Raw genomic sequence first — 17712 nt, 5'->3', positions numbered from 1 at the left:
AAGGTTTTCATAGCTGTTGATTACGCACTCTAAAGCTTGTTAGCGAACCGCGAATACGCTTACTGCTATTCTTCATTAGTATTGCGCAACCCCAACACTTCGGGATGTGGCGACCAAAAGGTTTGTTGCTGTAGGTATGGATCGTCAATTTTACGCAAATGATGTTTAAGTAGCGTTAGCGGCACCACCAAAGGCACTAGGCCCTCTCGGTACTGTTCTATTAGTTCACCCAGTTCGGCTTTTTCGTCACGGCTAGTCGTGGTTTTTAGGTAGCCACGCAGGTGCATTAACGTATTGGTGTTGCCTTTGCGGGTTACCTTGTGACTTAAGGCCGCCATAAAGAGCGTAATAAATGTATTGCAGGCGTCAACGATAGGGGTGGTTTTTAAGTTGGCCAATACCGGCCCTATTTTGCGATAAGACGCAAGATCATGGGCCATTACTTGGTATTTGTAGCGCGAGTAAAAATCTAACAACCGTTTAGCGCTGGGGTCACTTTCCACGTGGGTACGCCAGTCGTGGTAAGCATAGACGCGGGTAATGAAGTTCTCCCGCAGGCGTGCATCATTAAGGCGGCCCGCCTCCTCGACCGGCAGCAGTGGGAATTGTCGAGTAATAACCTCGGCAAAGGCGCCGCGCCCATCGTTATCGACCAACTGCCCCTCGTTGTTGTAGCGTTTAACCGAGAACACACCACAACTAGGAGACTTTTGCATAAAAATATAGCCACACAATGGGCTGATATCTGCCGTGACTTGCTTGGCATAATCGGCCAGAGGCTGGGTGACATCTAGCGATACATCGCGGGTGCCGCGCACTTGTGTGCCCTGCTCGCTGGCCACTAACCGAATCGGTTGACGGGGGGTGCCAAGCCCAATCGCCACTTCTGGGCATAAGCCTAAGAATTCAAAATACTGACTTAGCTCGTCGGTAATATAACGTGAGCGTTTATGCCCGCCATCAAAGCGGACACGTTCACCTAACAAGCACTGACTTACACCAACTGGGATTTTAGAGTTCATACTAAATATACGTACCGGCGCGCCGCTTAGATCACCAACACCGATACGTTATTTACTATTTAGTAAGAAGGCAGATGCATATTGGCAAACAACTCATCAAGCTCGGCACGGGAATGACAGCTGTAAGCTTGATTGACCACCTCGCGAGTAAGGTGCGGGGCAAACTGCTGGATGAAGTCGAACATAAAGCCACGAATAAACGTGCCGCGTCTGAAGCCGATTTTAGTAATGCTGGCGGCAAACAAATGATCTACATCAAGGGCTACAAGGTCATTATCGACGGTTTCATCAAAGGCCATTTTAGCAATAATGCCAATACCAAGCCCAAGCCGAACGTAGGTTTTAATGACATCGGCATCCGCTGCGGTAAACACAACCCTAGGTGCAAGGCCTTTATTAATAAAGGCTTCATCCAGCTTAGAGCGGCCGGTAAAGCCAAATACATAGGTGACAATCGGGTGCTGTGCGATATCTTCAAGGGTTAACTCAGACAGCTGCGTCAGCGGGTGATTGCGCGGCACGACAATGCAGCGGTTCCAGCGGTAACAGGGCATCATCACCAAGTCGCTAAATAGCTCTAGGGCCTCCGTGGCAATCGCAAAATCGACAGTGCCGTCGGCGGCCATCTCGGAGATCTGCATCGGTGTGCCTTGGTGCATATGCAAAGAGACATCGGGATATTGGCCGATAAACTCTTTAATAACACGGGGTAAGGCGTAGCGCGCCTGAGTGTGGGTAGTGGCAATGGATAAACTTCCTTTGCGCTCATTGCTGAACTCTTGCGCTACCTGCTTAATGCTCTCTACTTTGCGCAGGATCTCGCCCGCTGTCTTAAGAATTGCTTCGCCGGCAGGCGTGATACGGGTTAGGTGTTTACCGCTACGAGAAAATACCTCGACCCCGAGCTCATCTTCTAACAAACGCACTTGTTTACTAATGCCCGGCTGTGAGGTGTACAGGCTTTGTGCGGTCGCGGACACATTGAGATCGTGATGGGCTACTTCCCAAATGTACCGGAGTTGTTGCAGCTTCATAAGCCCTCCAAGTGGCCAACCTACTTAGTGTTATAAAAATATAGTTGATTATTCATGTTAAGAATAGCTGATTTTTCTAAGAGCACCAAACAACCCTTTCAAAACGACTCTTTATGGTTAACTTGGGCTAAATTTACGACTTTCCGGCTTGGTTATATTCGGGTGAATTAGCAATGCCGTGAGGCACATGACCGGTAGCCACGTGCTCACTGGCCGAATCAATATGGGCCAGCTGATCGTCAAAAAACACGTCTGCATCGTAGGCTTTAAGAAACTCGCCTTTGGGTAAACCGCCTAAAAACAACGATTCATCGATACGGACCTTCCAGGCTCGTAGCGTGCGAATCACCCGCTCGTGGGCCGGTGCCGAGCGAGCGGTAACCAGCGCGGTGCGAATCGGGCAATTATCGGCATCGGCATATTCAGCCTGTAATTTATGCAAAGCATCTAAAAACGACTTAAACGGCCCGCCGCTGAGTGGGGTTTTAGCCGCGGCTTTTTCGCTTTCGGTAAACGCACTTAGCCCCTGGCGTTTAAAAATTTGCTCGGCTTCATCCGAAAACAGCACCGCATCGCCATCAAAGGCAAAGCGCAGCTGATTATTGTGTTCGGTGCGATGTTTAGGGGCCATCAAGGTCGCCGCCGCAATGCCATGCTCAAGTGCGCTACGTACGTCCTCGGCTTCGGTCGACAAAAACAGGTGGCAACCAAATGCTGCGGCATAGCGATAAGGGCTTAAACCACTGCAAAAGGCCGCGCGGGTAATGTTCAATTGATAGTGCTCGATAGAGTTAAACACTCTAAGGCCGGTATCGGCGCTGTTGCGCGACAGTAAAATAACCTCTACTTTAGGGTCGCCCGGCAAATTTTCATTAAGCCGTAACAGCTTCTGCACCACAGGAAAGGCATCACCCGGCTCCAGAAGCTCGTCTTCGTGTTCTATTTGATAGCGCGAATAAGCCTCAAGACCGTCTTTGACAAAGACTTGATGGCTTGCATCTAAGTTAAACAGCGCTCGCGACGAAATCGCAATAACCAGTTTGTTGCCAAATCCACTTGCCATACTGTTCTCTCGCTACCGGTTATTGCCAATCTAAGTGATGATTGTGGCGCTGCCCTCCAGCAAAAGCAAGGCAGGCTCCGTTTAGGTTATTACAGGCTTTTACTGACGATCTCGTAGCTGTCACCCGACAGCCCCGCAGAGGCCTGAATACGCTCCAGCTGGGCGCGCATGGCTTGGCCACGCTTGCTGCTATAACGGCGCCAGCGCGTTAAAGGCGTTATCAGGCGCGCCGCCATCTGCGGATTTTTGGCATCCAATGCGATTACTTGATCGGCCAAAAAGCGATAGCCCGCCGATGAATCATCGGGCAACCCGGTATGGAAGTTAATCGGGTTGGCCATGCAAAATGCCCCAATAACCGACCGAATCTTGTTGGGGTTGGCCGCATCAAAGGCAGGATGTTGCAGTAAGTCTTCTACCCGCAGTAAAGCATTAGGACGTGGGTCACGCGCTTGTAAAGAGAGCCACTGGTTCACTACCAGCGCTTCGCCCTGCCATTTAACGTAAAAATTCGCGAGCGCGGTTTTGCCGTGATCGCCAACCAACGCTGACTCGGAATACACCAGCGCGCTCAGCGCCGCCATTTCATCGGTCATGTTGTTGGCATTGTTAAACTGCGCAACACAATATTCTATGTCTGCCTGGCTCGGCTCTAGCATCAGATACGCCAGCGCGGTATTTTTTAGACTGCGCGCGGCGATAGAGTCGGCATCGGCGCGATAAGGCTGACTGTTATCGTAGCTCATCAAGCACTTGCGTAATTCGGCGTTAAGCTCTTTTGCAATAGTTTTAGCGAGCAAGCGGCGTGCATTGTAAATCGCCTCGACCTCGACCACTTGATATTGCTCGGCAATATAATCTTGTGAGGGCAGCGTTAGCATAAGCGCTACCATGGCGCGATCTAGCTGATCATCGTTCAGCAATTTTCGGTAACTATCAAGCAACAGCGGATCAACCTTGAACTCTGTCAAATCACCCTGACGGTACGCAAGTATGGCATCGTCCAAAACACCCAGAGCTAAATTTTGCGATGCCTCCCAGCGGTTAAAACCATCGCTGTCGCGCTGCATCAGTTCGGCCAAATCTTGACGGCTATAAGCAAAGCTGAGCTTAACCGGAGCAGAAAAACCACGCAGCAACGACGGCACTGGGTGCTCGGGTATGTCGTTAAAGACAAACGTTTGCTCTGCCTGGGTAAGCTCCAGTACGCGGTGAGTGTTGTCTTCAGGCAAGTCAGTCAACTCTTCTCCATCAAGCTTAAGAGCCAGCTCCCCTGCACTGCCAAGCAAACCTATAGCAACCGGAATATGAAACGGTTTTTTATCGCTACACTCAGGGGTTGCGGGAGTTGATTGGCTAAACGTTAAGCTGTATTGGCGTGACGGCTCGTGATAATGGTCGGTCACTTTAAGTTGCGGCGTACCGGCTTGATCATACCAACGCTTAAATTGCGTTAAGTCGCGGCCCGACACGTCGGCCATCGCTTGGACAAACTCTTCGGTGGTGACAGCTTGGCCGTCGTGGCGATCAAAATATAAATCGGTTGCTTTGCGAAACTCTATCGGCCCCAGTAAGTTGGCCAACATCCGCACAACTTCGGCGCCTTTTTCGTAAATGGTGACGGTGTAGAAATTAGAGATTTCGATAAAGCTGGCGGGCCGAATCGGATGCGCCATGGGGCCTGCATCTTCGGGAAACTGATGAGCGCGCAACAGGCTAACATCTTCTACCCGTTTAACCGTACTCGAGCCCATATCGGCCGAGAAACACGAGTCGCGATAAACCGTAAAGCCTTCTTTTAAGCTCAACTGAAACCAATCGCGACAGGTTACGCGGTTGCCCGACCAGTTGTGAAAGTACTCGTGCGCCACCACTGCTTCGACCCGCTGAAAACCAATATCCGTTGTGGTTTCGGGCTTGGCCAGTACGCACGATGTATTAAAAATATTCAGCCCTTTGTTTTCCATCGCCCCCATATTAAAGTCGTCTACCGCGACGATCATAAAAATATCCAAGTCGTATTCACGACCATAGATTTTTTCGTCCCAGCTCATAGAATTTTTAAGCGAGCTCATTGCGTGATCACACTTATCGAGATCTTTTGATTCGACAAATATCTCAAGCGCCACTTTACGCCCAGACTGGGTAATAAACTCATCTTTTATAGACGCTAGATCACCCGCTACTAGTGCAAACAAATAGGCGGGTTTTTTAAACGGATCGTGCCAGGTCGCAAAATGACGACCATCTTCTAGCATACCGCTATCAATCCGATTACCGTTAGATAATAAAATCGGACAGCTAGCACGATCGGCAATAATCGTGGTGGTGAAATCACTCATCACGTCGGGGCGATCGAGAAAATAGGTGATTTTCCGAAAGCCTTCGGCCTCGCACTGAGTGCAGTAAATACTGCGTGATTTATATAGCCCATCGAGCGATGTATTTTGTTTAGGGTAAATCACCACCTCAGTTTGTAACGTAAAAGACTCGGGCGGATTAAAAAGCGTTAAACCTTTAGTGTCTACTTTATATTGATCGGCGGCTAGAGTTCGATCGTTAATCGCAACGCTGATCAACTCAAGTGATTCGCCGTGTAAAAACAAGCTATCACAGTTTTTGGCTTGGCGCTCAAACGTTAAACTGGCACTTACACGGGCCGATTGCTCACCAATATCAACTCGCAACTCGGTGGCATCAATACGATACGCCGGCGGCTGGTAATCTTTTAAATAAATAGTGTGGGGCGCGGCACTTGCCTGCTCGGCAGCACCTGCGTCTTTTTGTGTGCTTACTGAATCATTCATAAAAACCTCAGTACCTTCTGTACGCTCTTGTGGGCTTGCTCAGGTTAGGCTATTCGCTGATATCAAGCTGAACCTGATAGCCGGAAAATTTTCTTACATTAAACACTTGATCGCCAAACATCAGGTATTGCCCTTTTATACCGGTTAACCGGCCCGATAAAATAGGCTGTTTATCTAAATTAAGGGATTTGATTTTACTGGGGTATTGCGCCACCGGATAACTAATAATTTTAACCGGCTCTGGGGGGGTGGCATCCGCCACCAAGCGTACCGAATTTTCGCCATACTTATCGTTAAGCGTATTGATATACGGCATAACCGTCGGGGTTAATTCGGCGGCCAGCGCGGTTAAGTCAACCTCTTCTGGAGCCCCTTTTAGCATCGCCTGCCAGCGGGTTTTATCGCTAATATGAGGCTTAAGCTCGGTCTCGACCAACCCTGCCAATTGCCGTGTGGCCACTCGGAATATTGGTAGCGCCCAACTCGCGCCTTGATCTATCCAGCGGGTGGGTATTTGGGTGGCCCGGGTAATGCCAACCTTAGGATCAGAGGAGTTGGCAAGATACACGACGTGCTCGTTAAAACAAAACGATAACGCCCACTCAGGATCGCGGCAGGTGCCCTGCTCAAAGTGGCATTTTTCTGGGCTAACCATACAAATATCGCACGAGGCGGAGCGTGTAAAACAGGGATAACAGTGTCCCTGAGAAAAACTTTTGTTGGTTTTACGGCTGCATAGCACGCAAAATATTTCACCACTGGCCACTAGCGTCACCTGGTGATTCAGTAATTCACTTAACGCTACTCGGGTATCGCCTAACTCTAGCTCGTAATGGGCTCGCCCAGCATCATCGAGCTTAGTATGCATTTTTTTTAACGGGCCACTGACGGACAATAAACTCATGCACTTTTACCCTAGTTCCACTTTAACGGCGTTTCCGCGTTGATGTCGAGCGTTTCTAAATCGTCGCCCTTACTACCACAATGCTGGTGGGGTTTAGGCGGGATATAGCCAGAGCGCGACTCTGGTGGTAAGTGCTGGTGCTCGTAGGAGATGGCCGCTTGCATACACAGCTCGCGCTGTTCTTGCGTTAAGCGTTGGCCGTCGGGCCATTTGCCAAGTTCGATAGCCAGCTTTAAACGCTGGTAAATATCAGGGGTAATACTCTGTAACAATTGTTGTAAATTATCCATAAAAAGGCCTAACGACTCTACAATCAATAAATTCAATGGTGCTAACAAATGCTAATGGTGGCCACTAACGCACAAAACCGGCGCGCTTTGCCAGCGCAAAAGCTCCGGCGATAAACATTCCCGCCAGTAAACCGCCTACATGTGCGCCGTTGGCGATGCCACCGGCCAAGAAGTAATCAACAGCTCCGCTTAGACACAACACCTGCCAAGCTAACATAAAAACAATAATGCCCCGCGGCACCGCCAAAACGGGGTGTGGATCAAGCCATTGGCGAATCCAAATGTAACCGACGAGTGCATAGACAACGCCCGACATGCCGCCAAAAAGACTGACTTGGTCGGCCCAGAAATATTGCGCGACATTGCTAGCAGTAGCCGTCAGCAGAAAAAACAAAAGGTAGCTGAACTTACCGACCACAAACTCGAGTCGTCGGCCTAAATCCCACATCCACAAACTGTTAAATACAATATGAAAAACACCAAAGTGTAAAAATGCAGGGGTAATTAAACGCCAGTACTCGGCACGAGCTAAGGCCTCGGAGAATGGTTGCCAGCGATACCCCCCAGCAACTGGTTCGAGAGGGAAAAATGTTAAATAACCGAGCCACGGTTGTAGTAACTTGGTCTCGACCACAGCAAAGCCTAGTGCACTTAAAGCCACCAGCAATAAAGTAATGGGCGTACGCCATGGCGAGAGCATCTTGGGCGATTGCACTGGCGTGCTTACAAATGCCTCATCTGTGACTGGAGCCAGCTCGTCATCTCGCCATTGCTGCACTAACTGCGATACTGGCTCAACTAATTGGCCGTCTGGCACCTGCAAGTTTTGCTGGCCGTTAATTTCAACAACCCGATGCGGCACACCTCTGGCGCGTAATTCACGCACCAGCAAGGTTAAGTCATCACTAAGGGGAAACACACTGACATTATTCCAAGACACAAACGACATCCGTTGGGCCAGCTTAACACTGGCATATGGTGGTAATTTTAACTTTTACGATGATTGTTCATCGTCTAAAAATCATACGTTATAAACCTTGTGGGGACGCTACGGATCAACATAGATCCAGACAAAGTTTTCGCTATTAATAACACCGCTCGCATCGGTTTGGTATGCCACCAAACGGCCAAACTTTACGGCGCTGTAATCTAGGCAGGCGACGTTACTGGCAACCGGCGCGGGTTTGCCCGACAGCCAATAATGGCCCACAAACACTGGCGGTTGGTCGCTATCATACACCACCAAGCGCGCTTTCAGGTCGCTATCCACCGGCTGCTGAGCCACTGCATCAGGCAGCGCATCGGGCTGGAATTCTAAATCGCCCAGACAAGCTGGGTTATTAACCCAAAATTTAGCCCTAAAACTGCGCCGCCGATAACCTTCGGCGCTAAACATACGACAATCATCCGGCAATGCAAGCTCAAAGCCCGAGGTTAAGCGCTTGATGCCCTGGGCCGTGGCACTGGCTGGGTCGGCCATTGCCGTTAACTCATCCTCACTCAGCCGGGCGCTGCTACGAGCCGTGATCAAAGCATCATCCCAACAGGCATGCACCACGCGATACTGGCCAAAATCAAGATATAACGGCAGAGTTTTAAGCCACTGCAGGTGATCTTGCCACTCGTCGGGGTAAGCGGCAAATTGCTCGAGTGTAGCAGCAATAGTATGAGTATTACGCGGGGTGTGTGGCCGTATATAGTTACCCGGTGCACTGGGGTGCGCCGAACAATAACAAAGGGCATGAACTTCATGGTTGCCCAAAATCATTTTCGCACAACCGGCTTCAACCATAGATCGCACTAGGTTTAATGCTTCGCGAATACGTGGGCCACGATCGATAATATCTCCTAAAAAAACCGCTAGGCGCTCTGGATGACGGTAAACCCCATTGTGTTTTTGATAGCCGAGTTGCGTCAACAACCGTATAAGGGTTTGTTCGCAGCCGTGTATATCGCCGATGATATCCAGCCGATCAGCCATGTCAGACAAATAGGTTTTGATCATAGTTATTCGAGCAAATGCCCTCCCCAGCCTAACTTTGAACGACAACGCTCATAGAAATTATGATTTAGAGGATGCAGTAATTGCAGTTGCTGAGGCTTTTTACTGATGATGATTTCATCGCCGCCTGTGACTACGTCGTGTGTTTGACCATCACAGGTGACACGAGGGGTTGCGCTATTGCCGTCGCACTCGCCCACTAAAATTTTAATAACGCTGTCGCCAGTCACCACCATCGGCCGACTACTCAGTGTGTGAGGATTCATAGGCACCAATACAATAGCATCAAGCTTTGGGTGCATAATGGGGCCACCACCACTTAATGCATAAGCGGTAGAGCCGGTAGGAGTCGAGACAATCATACCGTCAGAGCGCTGACTGGTCACAAAGTAGTCATCTACGTATAACTCAAACTCGAGCATGCGAATAAACTCGCCTGGGTGCAGCACTACATCGTTGAGAGCATCGCCGGTACTAACCGGCTGGCCATTGCGTACAACACTCATATCCAGTAAAAAACGACTCTCCATGGTGTACTTACCATCCAAGACTTCGCCCATTTTCTGCTCGATTGCCTCGGGGATAATATCGGTTAAAAACCCCAACCGACCGCGATTAACCCCCAGTAACGGCACCCCATATTGTACTAAATCTCGGGCGCCGCTCAGTAAGCTACCATCGCCACCTACGACGATCGCTAAATCACAACTACTGCCCAGCTCATCCATATCAGCAACTTGAACATCGCCGACGCCACCGCCAAGCAACTCAGCGGTTTGCTCCTCGATAATGGTATGTACGTTACGGGTGGCCAAAAATCGAATTAAACGCTCGACGCTGTAACGCGCGCGATCGTTGTCGAGCCTACCGATAAGGCCAATAGTAGAAAACTGTGTCATCATTTGCTCCTATGCCAAATTACCGAAGCGGCAATTTGCGCGTGCATTACTCGCATAATATGAGTGTATAGCGCTGCACTATTATGGTTGTGGGCACATTATGCCCAAGCGTTAGTTAAACGCCAACCAGCCACCAACGGGAGATGCCCATTTACCTGCTCGATCAATTTTGCCGTCAGTTACATCATCGCTGCGTACGAGACTTGGCTTTTAGTCTTTATAGTGAATCATTATTGCGACATATGCACGATTGTAATGCGACCCCCTACGCACTCACATTTGACGCTAGCGCCAAGCGTTGGCTGCGCCAACTCGACAGCCAGCCCGCACCGCTTATGGCTCATTTAGCCAAACGGACCAGTACTCGCCTAGGACTTTATTTTGAGTCTTTGTGGTGTTTTTACTGGCAATATATTGATCAAAGTCGACTGCTACTGCATAACCATCAACTGAGCCGAAATGGCAAAACACTGGGCGCAATGGACTTTGTTATAGAAACAAAAGACGGTCAACTGGTGCATATTGAAGCCGCTGCAAAGTTCTTTTTAGGCATCCCCAAAGACGCTATCGACACAAAAGCAGCATCGGCGTCACACTCAGTTTGGCACTCGGAAACCCTAGATTGGATCGGCCCCAACGCCAATGACCGCTTAGCCTGGAAGCTCGATCATATGCGGCGTCATCAATTACCTCTCAGCTCGCAACCCGAGAGTCGCCAAGCCATTGCTAGAGCGTGTGGTAAAGAAGCGCCTGTTAGAACACAATTTTTACTGCGTGGATGCTTATTTTGGCCGGCATCAGACAACCTAATCGGCCCAGCCAGTACTACAAAGCCCGGCCTTAATGAGGATATTAACCCTAATGCCAACAGGGGCCATTGGTGGCGCTTAGCCGATTTTTTACAAATGGATAGGTTAACCGATTGCGAGTATTTTACCGTTTTACCTCGCAACCACTGGCTGGCTCCCGCGTGCTACCCGAGCGCCTTAGTACCGCTAAGTTTTACAACAATCAAACAAGCCCTGACAAAGCAAATGGCTTGGCGCCCACAAGGCATTATGGTGGTTGGCTTGCGTCACAGCGAGAACCAGTGGTACGAAGTACGCCGCTTTTTTGTGGTGGCCGATCAATGGCCAGAAACAGCTCGGCCGTCGCGCAACACATAATTAAGATCGACTTCTAAATTTTTTCTCTTCTCACTAGCAAACAGCTGCTGACTTGCCTGCAAGGCTTTAACCGACAAGCCTTCTTCTAACAATAAATATGTTGCCGCCTCAGCTCGACGACCGGTACTGCAATAAATAATATAATTTACCGCGGGCTTTAATAACCGAGATTTAATAGCCAACAAATTTAACGGCAAATTAACAGCGCCGGGGTAATGTCCCGCGCTGTACTCCTCTTCGCTGCGAACATCCACAACCACCGTATCGACTGCACAACTCAACTCGTCTAGCGTGACCCAAGGTACTTCCGGTGCTTTGAGCAAACGGTAGAAATCTTGTTTTGGCAAACACATCAACACACCTTTACTGACCATAGTGACCGATGCATTGCGCGGTGCTTCGTTGACAAGAGCGTCCTCACCAAAACAGCGGCCGGCATGAACAGTCGCCAAATGCTTACTACCACTGGCGCCTGTACGGACAACTTCAGCACTGCCTTCTTTGATAAAGTAACATTGATCGCCCACTTCACCTTGACGAATAATACACTCGCCGGGCTCGACCAAACGCACCAACATTTGTTTGAATATTTTTTTTATATTAATCGGTGGCACTTTAAAAAATAAATTGGAATGCAGTACTTGCATCATCCACTCAACGTCTTCATCCATATCTCGGTCGCGAGCAATAACCGTGTGCAGGTAGTCCGACACCTGACTCCAGCACAACAACTTATCGACTTGCTCTGTATCAAAGGAGAGTAAAGCGCAATCACTAATCGCGCTAACACAGTATTCCCGAGGTTCAGCAGGGGTAATAGGCGTTGCGATATCACGGCCTTTAATCAGTGATGATTCAGCGTTAGCGTCCTCGAGTTGCAGATCACCAAACAGTAAAAAGTAACTGCGTCCATCCATTGTTCCCCGGCGCCATAAACGTTGCCCAGGGTAAAGATAATGTACTTGCGCATTTGTCAGCAGGACATCTAAATGCGCCTCGCTCATATACTTTAGCGGAATCAATGCACGAGTTTGCCCCAAATCAATACTGGGGTGATTTGTCGCAAACAAATTAGGGTTGGACATAGTTTCGATCCATGCGTTTATACCGCGATAGCATTAAATACAGTCAGTTATTTTGTGCCGCTGGCACCGATTCAGTATAATTTTATTTATCTAGCAGCTTCCGGCTGTTGCGCAAAGCCGCGCCGACCTTGTAAGCCACCCGTGTGTACCGCCACCACTTGATCGCCCCGGCGCCAATAGCCAAGCTTCGCCAACTGATTAATAGCCCAAAGCATTTTCAAAGTATAAATAGGATCCAGCAAGACCCCGTTATCGTGTTCAAATTGTTGCCAAAATCTAAGCATTGCAGTACTCAGTGGTCGCCCATAGCCTTTGCCGCAAAAACCCCAAAGCATTTTCCAGCGGGGTTTTTGCCCTTGGCCGTTGCTATAGAGGCTCCCTCCTGCTGGACCTTTTAAGACACTAACACCCAGCGCTTCGGTTGCACCCGAAAGCCCACTTGCCACTCCGGCCAATGTGCTGCCGGTCCCTGCCGCCATAATAATGTGACGCACATCAGTACCTAGTTGCTGCTGAACCGCGCGGCCAATATAACTCGCCCCCTGTTCGCCCAGCGGGTTGGCAGCGCCTTCCGGGATTAGGTGTTCATTAGGCTGAAGAGCCACCTGTTGCGATTGGCATAAACGCCGGTACTCACCGTGTCCGACAAACTCTATCATCCCTCCGGCCGCTTTCACGTCTTGCAAGGTGGGCGTATCAGCGGCCGCTGCATAACCGCGCACCAACATACGGCTCTTGAGTTTCTCAGCCTTACACGCCAATGCCAACGCATGCAGATGATTGGAGTGAGCACCGCCTAAGCTTACTAGCGTATCTTTGCCGGCAGTTTGTGCGGCCTTAAGATTAAAAAATAACTTGTAAAATTTATTGCCGCCGGGCAACTGGTCATCGCGCCGCAGTAAAACATTAACACCTGCTGCGCGACAATTAGGTAAATTTATAGGTTGATGTGTAACGCTTAATGCGCGAGTAAGCAACCAGGTGTCAAGCACGGTTTGCACGTTAACCACCCAGCGCACGCGAGGGGTTTATAGAGCGATGCTCGGCACAGCGATTGGACTCCCCATCATGAAAGTCGGTAGGCTGAGAGACTCGGTTAACACCGACACCGCACTCTTCGCCGTCGCTATCGGTTGCGGTGCAATAAGGTGAGTGCGAGTGATCTAGCCACAAGCGATAATGCGCCTCGGTTAAACCACACAGTTTGGCAAAGTAAGCCTCTGGATTGGCGATATAATCGGCCACACTGGCCGCGGGTAAGGTTGTTTGCCCAAGCCCTGGCACAAACACCACAAAACTAATGCCGGCTTTTTGCAGCGGTGTCAATATCTGTGTGGCACCCTGCTCTAACAGCTGTTCGTGTTCAGCACGCAGAATTTCAAGTTCATCGCGTACCGCGGCTTCTTGTTGCTGGCGATAGTACAGCTCCATTTCGCGCATATCTAAGCGTTCTTGAAGCTCTTCTTTGGCCTCATTTACCGCAGCTTCAATGCGTGCATCAAACTCTTGCTCCAGCTCGCGCACTTGGCTGCTTTCATCTAGCTGCGCGGTACTTAATTTGTGCTCGTAATACTCACGCAAGCCACCGTATTTATCCTCTTGCATATTTAATCGTTGCTGCAACGCTTGGTTGTCGCGTTGCAAGTCGGCCAATTGTTGCGCCTGTGCGTTAAACGCTTGTTGATACTCGCCAATACGCTCTTGATGATCGCGCTTAAGCTCGTCTAGCTTTAGGCGCATATGACTGCGTATCGTATTAATATGTAAACGCTGCTCTTTTAATGTATGCGCGAGCCGAGTGCGCATTGTTTGGGCGTACTCACGCTCTAGTGCGGCTTTTAGCTCAGAGGCGGCCAATTCGGAGGCATTATTATTCGCGGCCGTTACATTAGGTTCAGGCTCAGCTTCAGGAAATATCAAGCCTAAGACGTTGCTAGCCACCGCTTTTTTCATCAGTACAAAACTGTTGCGGCCTGGGTCCATTAACGGATCCCACAAATTGTTTTTTTGCCAGTCAATAGGACACTGGCTATAACACGCTAAGGCTATTGGTCCGGCACCTAAATCGGGGCCTCTACTTGCAGCTTCAGCCAATTGCTGAAACGGTACATTCCAACGTTTTGCGACCATTCCCCGCGGGTCAAAGTCGATGTAAAAAAATACCGCCGTGGTGATTTGAAAGCTGGCATTAATACGAACGTATACAGCCTGAGCGCGACATCCAGCAAAATCTTGCATCGGCACAAAACCGTCCATTACGGCCTCAAATTCTGGGTATTGCAGCTGTCGATCTATTCGACCGTTAGCAAACACAATAACCGCTTCGAGCTGAATGTCGCTCTTGCTACCCATACATATCCCTACCAATGGCTTTACTGCCGTTCGTTTTTATTGCTGATGGCATTATCAGCGAGTCGGCTAATGCTAAAAGTATAGGGTTAGTAGACAAAGAAATCAGCAAAAATGAAGGGTATTCAACAATAAACAGAGAAATGTGAGGCTTAGTTCAGGTTTTATATCCGCAGGCCTAATTCAATCATGAGCTGTTTTGATTCCTCAACTTTCACCTCGGAAGTAATAGCGCCATTAGCCCTTACCAAAACCGTTGAATCGTGTCCCGACTCCCATTAAACCTTCCGCCAAAAAGATAGTTAATAACATTTGTGCGACAGTTAACAGTATAGCCCGTGATAGTTAGTAACATACACGGGCATTATAAGCCGATAACAAGACCGCACATGACAATAATGTTTATTGCCAGAAGATACCGCTTAAGTGCTTACGCCACACCTGTTATTGCACAACAATAAATCTTCCTCTGGAGGCAACAACATGAACACCAATAATCAGCAACCTGTAACCACTAAAGCTATCTTATTCAAACCGCTTAAAAACATTATGACTTTTGCCGCCATAATGACGAGCACTGTAGCGCTTTTTTCGACGGTTGATGCTCAGGCCCATGGGTATGTATCCTCGCCCAAAAGTCGCGTCATCCAATGTAAAGAGGACGGCGTTGAAAACCCAACGCTGCCAGCTTGTATCGCCGCTAAAGCGGCTGGCAACGGCGGTTTATACACACCACAAGAAGTCGCCGTGGGCGGCGTACGCGATGATCATCGAGATTTCATTCCTGACGGCAAGCTATGTAGCGTTGGCCGCAGTAATCTTGCAGGCATGGACCTGAATCGTACCGATTGGCCTGCCACAAGTGTTAATCCAGGTCTGATGAACTTTGTCTGGACTAACACCGCCGCGCACAAAACCACCTACTTCCGCTACTACATCACTCGCGAAGGCCATGACTTTAGTCACCCGCTGCGCTGGGATGATTTAGAGTTAATTCACGATTCCGGCTTTGCCGATCAAGAAGCCGTATCAACTCACAATGTAAACCTGCCTTATCGTACCGGTCGTCATGTTGTCTACAGCATCTGGCAGCGCGATTGGGTAAGAGATGCAGCCGAGGGCTTTTATCAGTGTATTGACGTAGATTTTGGCAACGGCGGCGGCAATAACTCAAGCTCCAGCACAAGTTCATCAAGCAGTGTATCCAGCAGTTCTTCGAGTGACTCAGGCGACACCTGTGCGGCATTGACGGACTGGGATAGCGACAGCGTGTATACCGGTTCAATGCAAGTCAGGCATATCGATAAGCGTTATCAGGCCAAATGGTGGACACAAGGGGCGAACCCCGTCAGCAACTCCGATAGCAATGGAGTATGGCTAGATTTAGGGGCATGTGGTGGCACCCCAATATCCTCTAGCAGCTCATCTTCAGTTAGCTCGACAAGCAGCTCGGCGACCAGCTCAAGTAGCTCCTTTGTTAGCTCTACCGGCAACTGTACATCAGCCAATTATATTGACGGCAGCACCTACGCCAATGGTGCACTGGTACAAAACGGCGGCAATGAATACAGCTGTACTGTAGGCGGTTGGTGTACCGTAGGCGGGCCTTACGCACCCGGAACAGGCTGGGCTTGGAACAACGCTTGGGCGCTAGTACGTAGCTGTAACTAAAAGCCGAGAATCAGTCTCCTATCACTAAAAACCCCACCTTGAAGGTGGGGTTTTTAGTTTTAAATTAGGTTTCCGACTACTACGTACAGGACACACCGTACAGAGAGCCTCTTCTGGCGAGTAAGCCGAACTAAAGGCCAAGCCTGTATAACTTACTGTATTACGAAAGCTTGCGGCAGCAGGACGCTGCCCCCAAAGCAAAAGGGGTTAGTCTCTAAAATAGGAGAAGTATCGATCAAACGGCAAACGTGGAGGTTACATCGTTAGCGGAGATAAAAGGCTTTGATTAAGCTTTGTGTATTCTACTGCTCTGTTAGTCTAGGTTTTATCAATCTAGCTTTTTTATTAATCTGCCCGGCCCTGCGAACAATTGCCGAGCCTACGCTCGGATTGTCCGCATTAGACCTCAAAATAATCATCACCATAATCTTCATCACAATCGTCAATAGACTGTTCTAGCAGCTCTTCAAGATAATCTTGCATTATTAGTACCTTTTTCATTTATATTTAATAAATTACGCGTTATGCGCCATCTAAAGACATTAAGCTGAGCTATTTGTTCAGCTGAAATTAGATTCTCATAGATTTATGACAAATAGATGATGGGTTGGCCGCCGAAGTTAAAGATTCGCACTAAAACATAACCGATGATCCGGAATTATGGCGATGGTGACAGAATTTAGACAATAGAGCTAAGAGAAGCCTTTTACCTGACGACTAACCCAAATAGCCAAGCAAACAACACGAACACGGCAGATTTAAAGCATTTGAAGGCGAGCGCCCTGAAAGCGGATAATAAAAAAGGCCCCTCACGAATGAGGAGCCTTTTGAAATAGTGGCGGACCGGACGGGACTCGAACCCGCGACCTCCGGCGTGACAGGCCGGCATTCTAACCAACTGAACTACCGGTCCGCAAAACTCGGTATAAACGATATGGTGGGTGGTACAGGGATCGAACCTGTGACCCTCGCCTTGTAAGGGCGATGCTCTCCCAGCTGAGCTAACCACCCGCGTCGTTCAGAAGTTGGGCATTCTACTGGATCGCACGATGGTGTCAAACTATTTTTATAAAAACATCTCTAAGTGCTTATATTGCATACACTTTTTATAAAATATGGACGATTTGACGATCTCTTATGCACCCGCCAGCTGTTTTTAACGTTAAGCATGAATAAGCTGGGCGCAGGAAGCTCCCCCAGATTGCCCCTCTCGCCTAATGGAACACTTATTTCTTGCGGTGGTTAAATCAACAGTAACGGAAAGCTTTTTACGTACCAAATGGCGACTCGTGCAGCTTTACTGCGGTTGCCTCATCGCTTAAATACAAGCTAACATGCCGATTCAATTCTCCTTTCTTAGCCTTTACTTTATGAATTTTATCGGTACAAAATTAATAGGGTTAGGCACCCCCTTACGAGC

At 49.0% G+C, this 17712-nt stretch carries 14 protein-coding genes and 2 tRNA genes; 2 read left to right on the top strand and 14 right to left on the bottom strand.

All coding sequences use genetic code 11. From position 1 onward, the window contains the following. Window positions 1-65 precede the first annotated feature (65 nt). From GILYN3_RS04305 to GILYN3_RS04265, 9 genes are all read right to left on the bottom strand, one after another. Window positions 66-1022 (bottom strand): YbgA family protein, encoded by a 957-nt coding sequence (locus GILYN3_RS04305; RefSeq protein ID WP_049721705.1) that lies wholly within the window; start codon window positions 1020-1022, stop codon window positions 66-68. A gap of 59 nt (window positions 1023-1081) precedes the next feature. Beyond that, a complete protein-coding gene (gene cysB, locus GILYN3_RS04300) occupies window positions 1082-2056 on the bottom strand; it encodes an HTH-type transcriptional regulator CysB (RefSeq protein WP_049721704.1) in 975 nt (324 codons plus the stop codon). 133 nt (window positions 2057-2189) lie between these two features. After that, window positions 2190-3119, bottom strand: coding sequence for a 5'-nucleotidase (locus GILYN3_RS04295; RefSeq protein ID WP_049721703.1), 930 nt, complete (start codon window positions 3117-3119; stop codon window positions 2190-2192). An 89-nt stretch (window positions 3120-3208) separates the two neighbouring features. Then, window positions 3209-5926, bottom strand: coding sequence for an aminopeptidase N (gene pepN, locus GILYN3_RS04290; RefSeq protein ID WP_084005092.1), 2718 nt, complete (start codon window positions 5924-5926; stop codon window positions 3209-3211). Window positions 5927-5975: 49 nt separating this feature from the next. Continuing rightward, on the bottom strand, window positions 5976-6830 hold the full coding sequence (locus GILYN3_RS04285; protein ID WP_049721702.1) for a DUF2797 domain-containing protein: 855 nt from the start codon (window positions 6828-6830) through the stop codon (window positions 5976-5978). Between the two features lie 11 nt (window positions 6831-6841). Continuing rightward, window positions 6842-7120: a YeaC family protein gene (locus GILYN3_RS04280; RefSeq protein ID WP_049721701.1), complete on the bottom strand. Its 279-nt coding sequence runs from the start codon at window positions 7118-7120 to the stop codon at window positions 6842-6844. Window positions 7121-7184: 64 nt separating this feature from the next. Further along, complete coding sequence (locus GILYN3_RS04275) at window positions 7185-8060, bottom strand: rhomboid family intramembrane serine protease (protein ID WP_198147279.1); 876 nt, start codon at window positions 8058-8060, stop codon at window positions 7185-7187. Between the two features lie 108 nt (window positions 8061-8168). Beyond that, window positions 8169-9125, bottom strand: a complete 957-nt coding sequence (locus GILYN3_RS04270; RefSeq protein WP_198147278.1) for a metallophosphoesterase — start codon at window positions 9123-9125, stop codon at window positions 8169-8171. A gap of 2 nt (window positions 9126-9127) precedes the next feature. Beyond that, complete coding sequence (locus GILYN3_RS04265) at window positions 9128-10021, bottom strand: NAD(+) kinase (RefSeq protein WP_049721699.1); 894 nt, start codon at window positions 10019-10021, stop codon at window positions 9128-9130. Window positions 10022-10164: 143 nt separating this feature from the next. Here GILYN3_RS04265 and GILYN3_RS04260 point away from each other — a divergent pair, with 143 nt between their 5' ends. Continuing rightward, window positions 10165-11187 carry a DUF1853 family protein gene (locus tag GILYN3_RS04260; protein ID WP_049721698.1) on the top strand — a complete coding sequence of 341 codons (1023 nt, stop codon included), beginning with the start codon at window positions 10165-10167 and terminating at the stop codon, window positions 11185-11187. Here GILYN3_RS04260 and GILYN3_RS04255 read toward each other — a convergent pair. From GILYN3_RS04255 to GILYN3_RS04245, 3 genes are all read right to left on the bottom strand, one after another. Then, a complete protein-coding gene (locus GILYN3_RS04255; RefSeq protein WP_049721697.1) occupies window positions 11148-12272 on the bottom strand; it encodes a cyclic nucleotide-binding domain-containing protein in 1125 nt (374 codons plus the stop codon). The two genes, GILYN3_RS04260 and GILYN3_RS04255, sit on opposite strands and share 40 nt — an antisense overlap. An 86-nt stretch (window positions 12273-12358) precedes the next feature. Next, a complete protein-coding gene (locus GILYN3_RS04250) occupies window positions 12359-13273 on the bottom strand; it encodes a 1-aminocyclopropane-1-carboxylate deaminase/D-cysteine desulfhydrase (protein WP_198147277.1) in 915 nt (304 codons plus the stop codon). 1 nt (window position 13274) lies between these two features. Then, on the bottom strand, window positions 13275-14624 hold the full coding sequence (locus tag GILYN3_RS04245) for a hypothetical protein (RefSeq protein ID WP_049721695.1): 1350 nt from the start codon (window positions 14622-14624) through the stop codon (window positions 13275-13277). Between the two features lie 480 nt (window positions 14625-15104). Here GILYN3_RS04245 and GILYN3_RS04240 point away from each other — a divergent pair, with 480 nt between their 5' ends. Continuing rightward, entirely contained in the window at window positions 15105-16292 is a 1188-nt protein-coding gene (locus GILYN3_RS04240; RefSeq protein ID WP_049721694.1) for a lytic polysaccharide monooxygenase, read from the top strand. Between the two features lie 836 nt (window positions 16293-17128). Here GILYN3_RS04240 and GILYN3_RS04235 read toward each other — a convergent pair. Next, window positions 17129-17205, bottom strand: a tRNA-Asp gene (locus tag GILYN3_RS04235). 22 nt (window positions 17206-17227) lie between these two features. Continuing rightward, window positions 17228-17303 (bottom strand) — tRNA-Val (locus tag GILYN3_RS04230). Window positions 17304-17712: the final 409 nt, after the last annotated feature.

This window comes from Gilvimarinus polysaccharolyticus (assembly GCF_001187555.1).
GTDB classification, from domain to species: domain Bacteria; phylum Pseudomonadota; class Gammaproteobacteria; order Pseudomonadales; family Cellvibrionaceae; genus Gilvimarinus; species Gilvimarinus polysaccharolyticus.
This window is presented reverse-complemented; position numbering and strand designations above follow the sequence as displayed.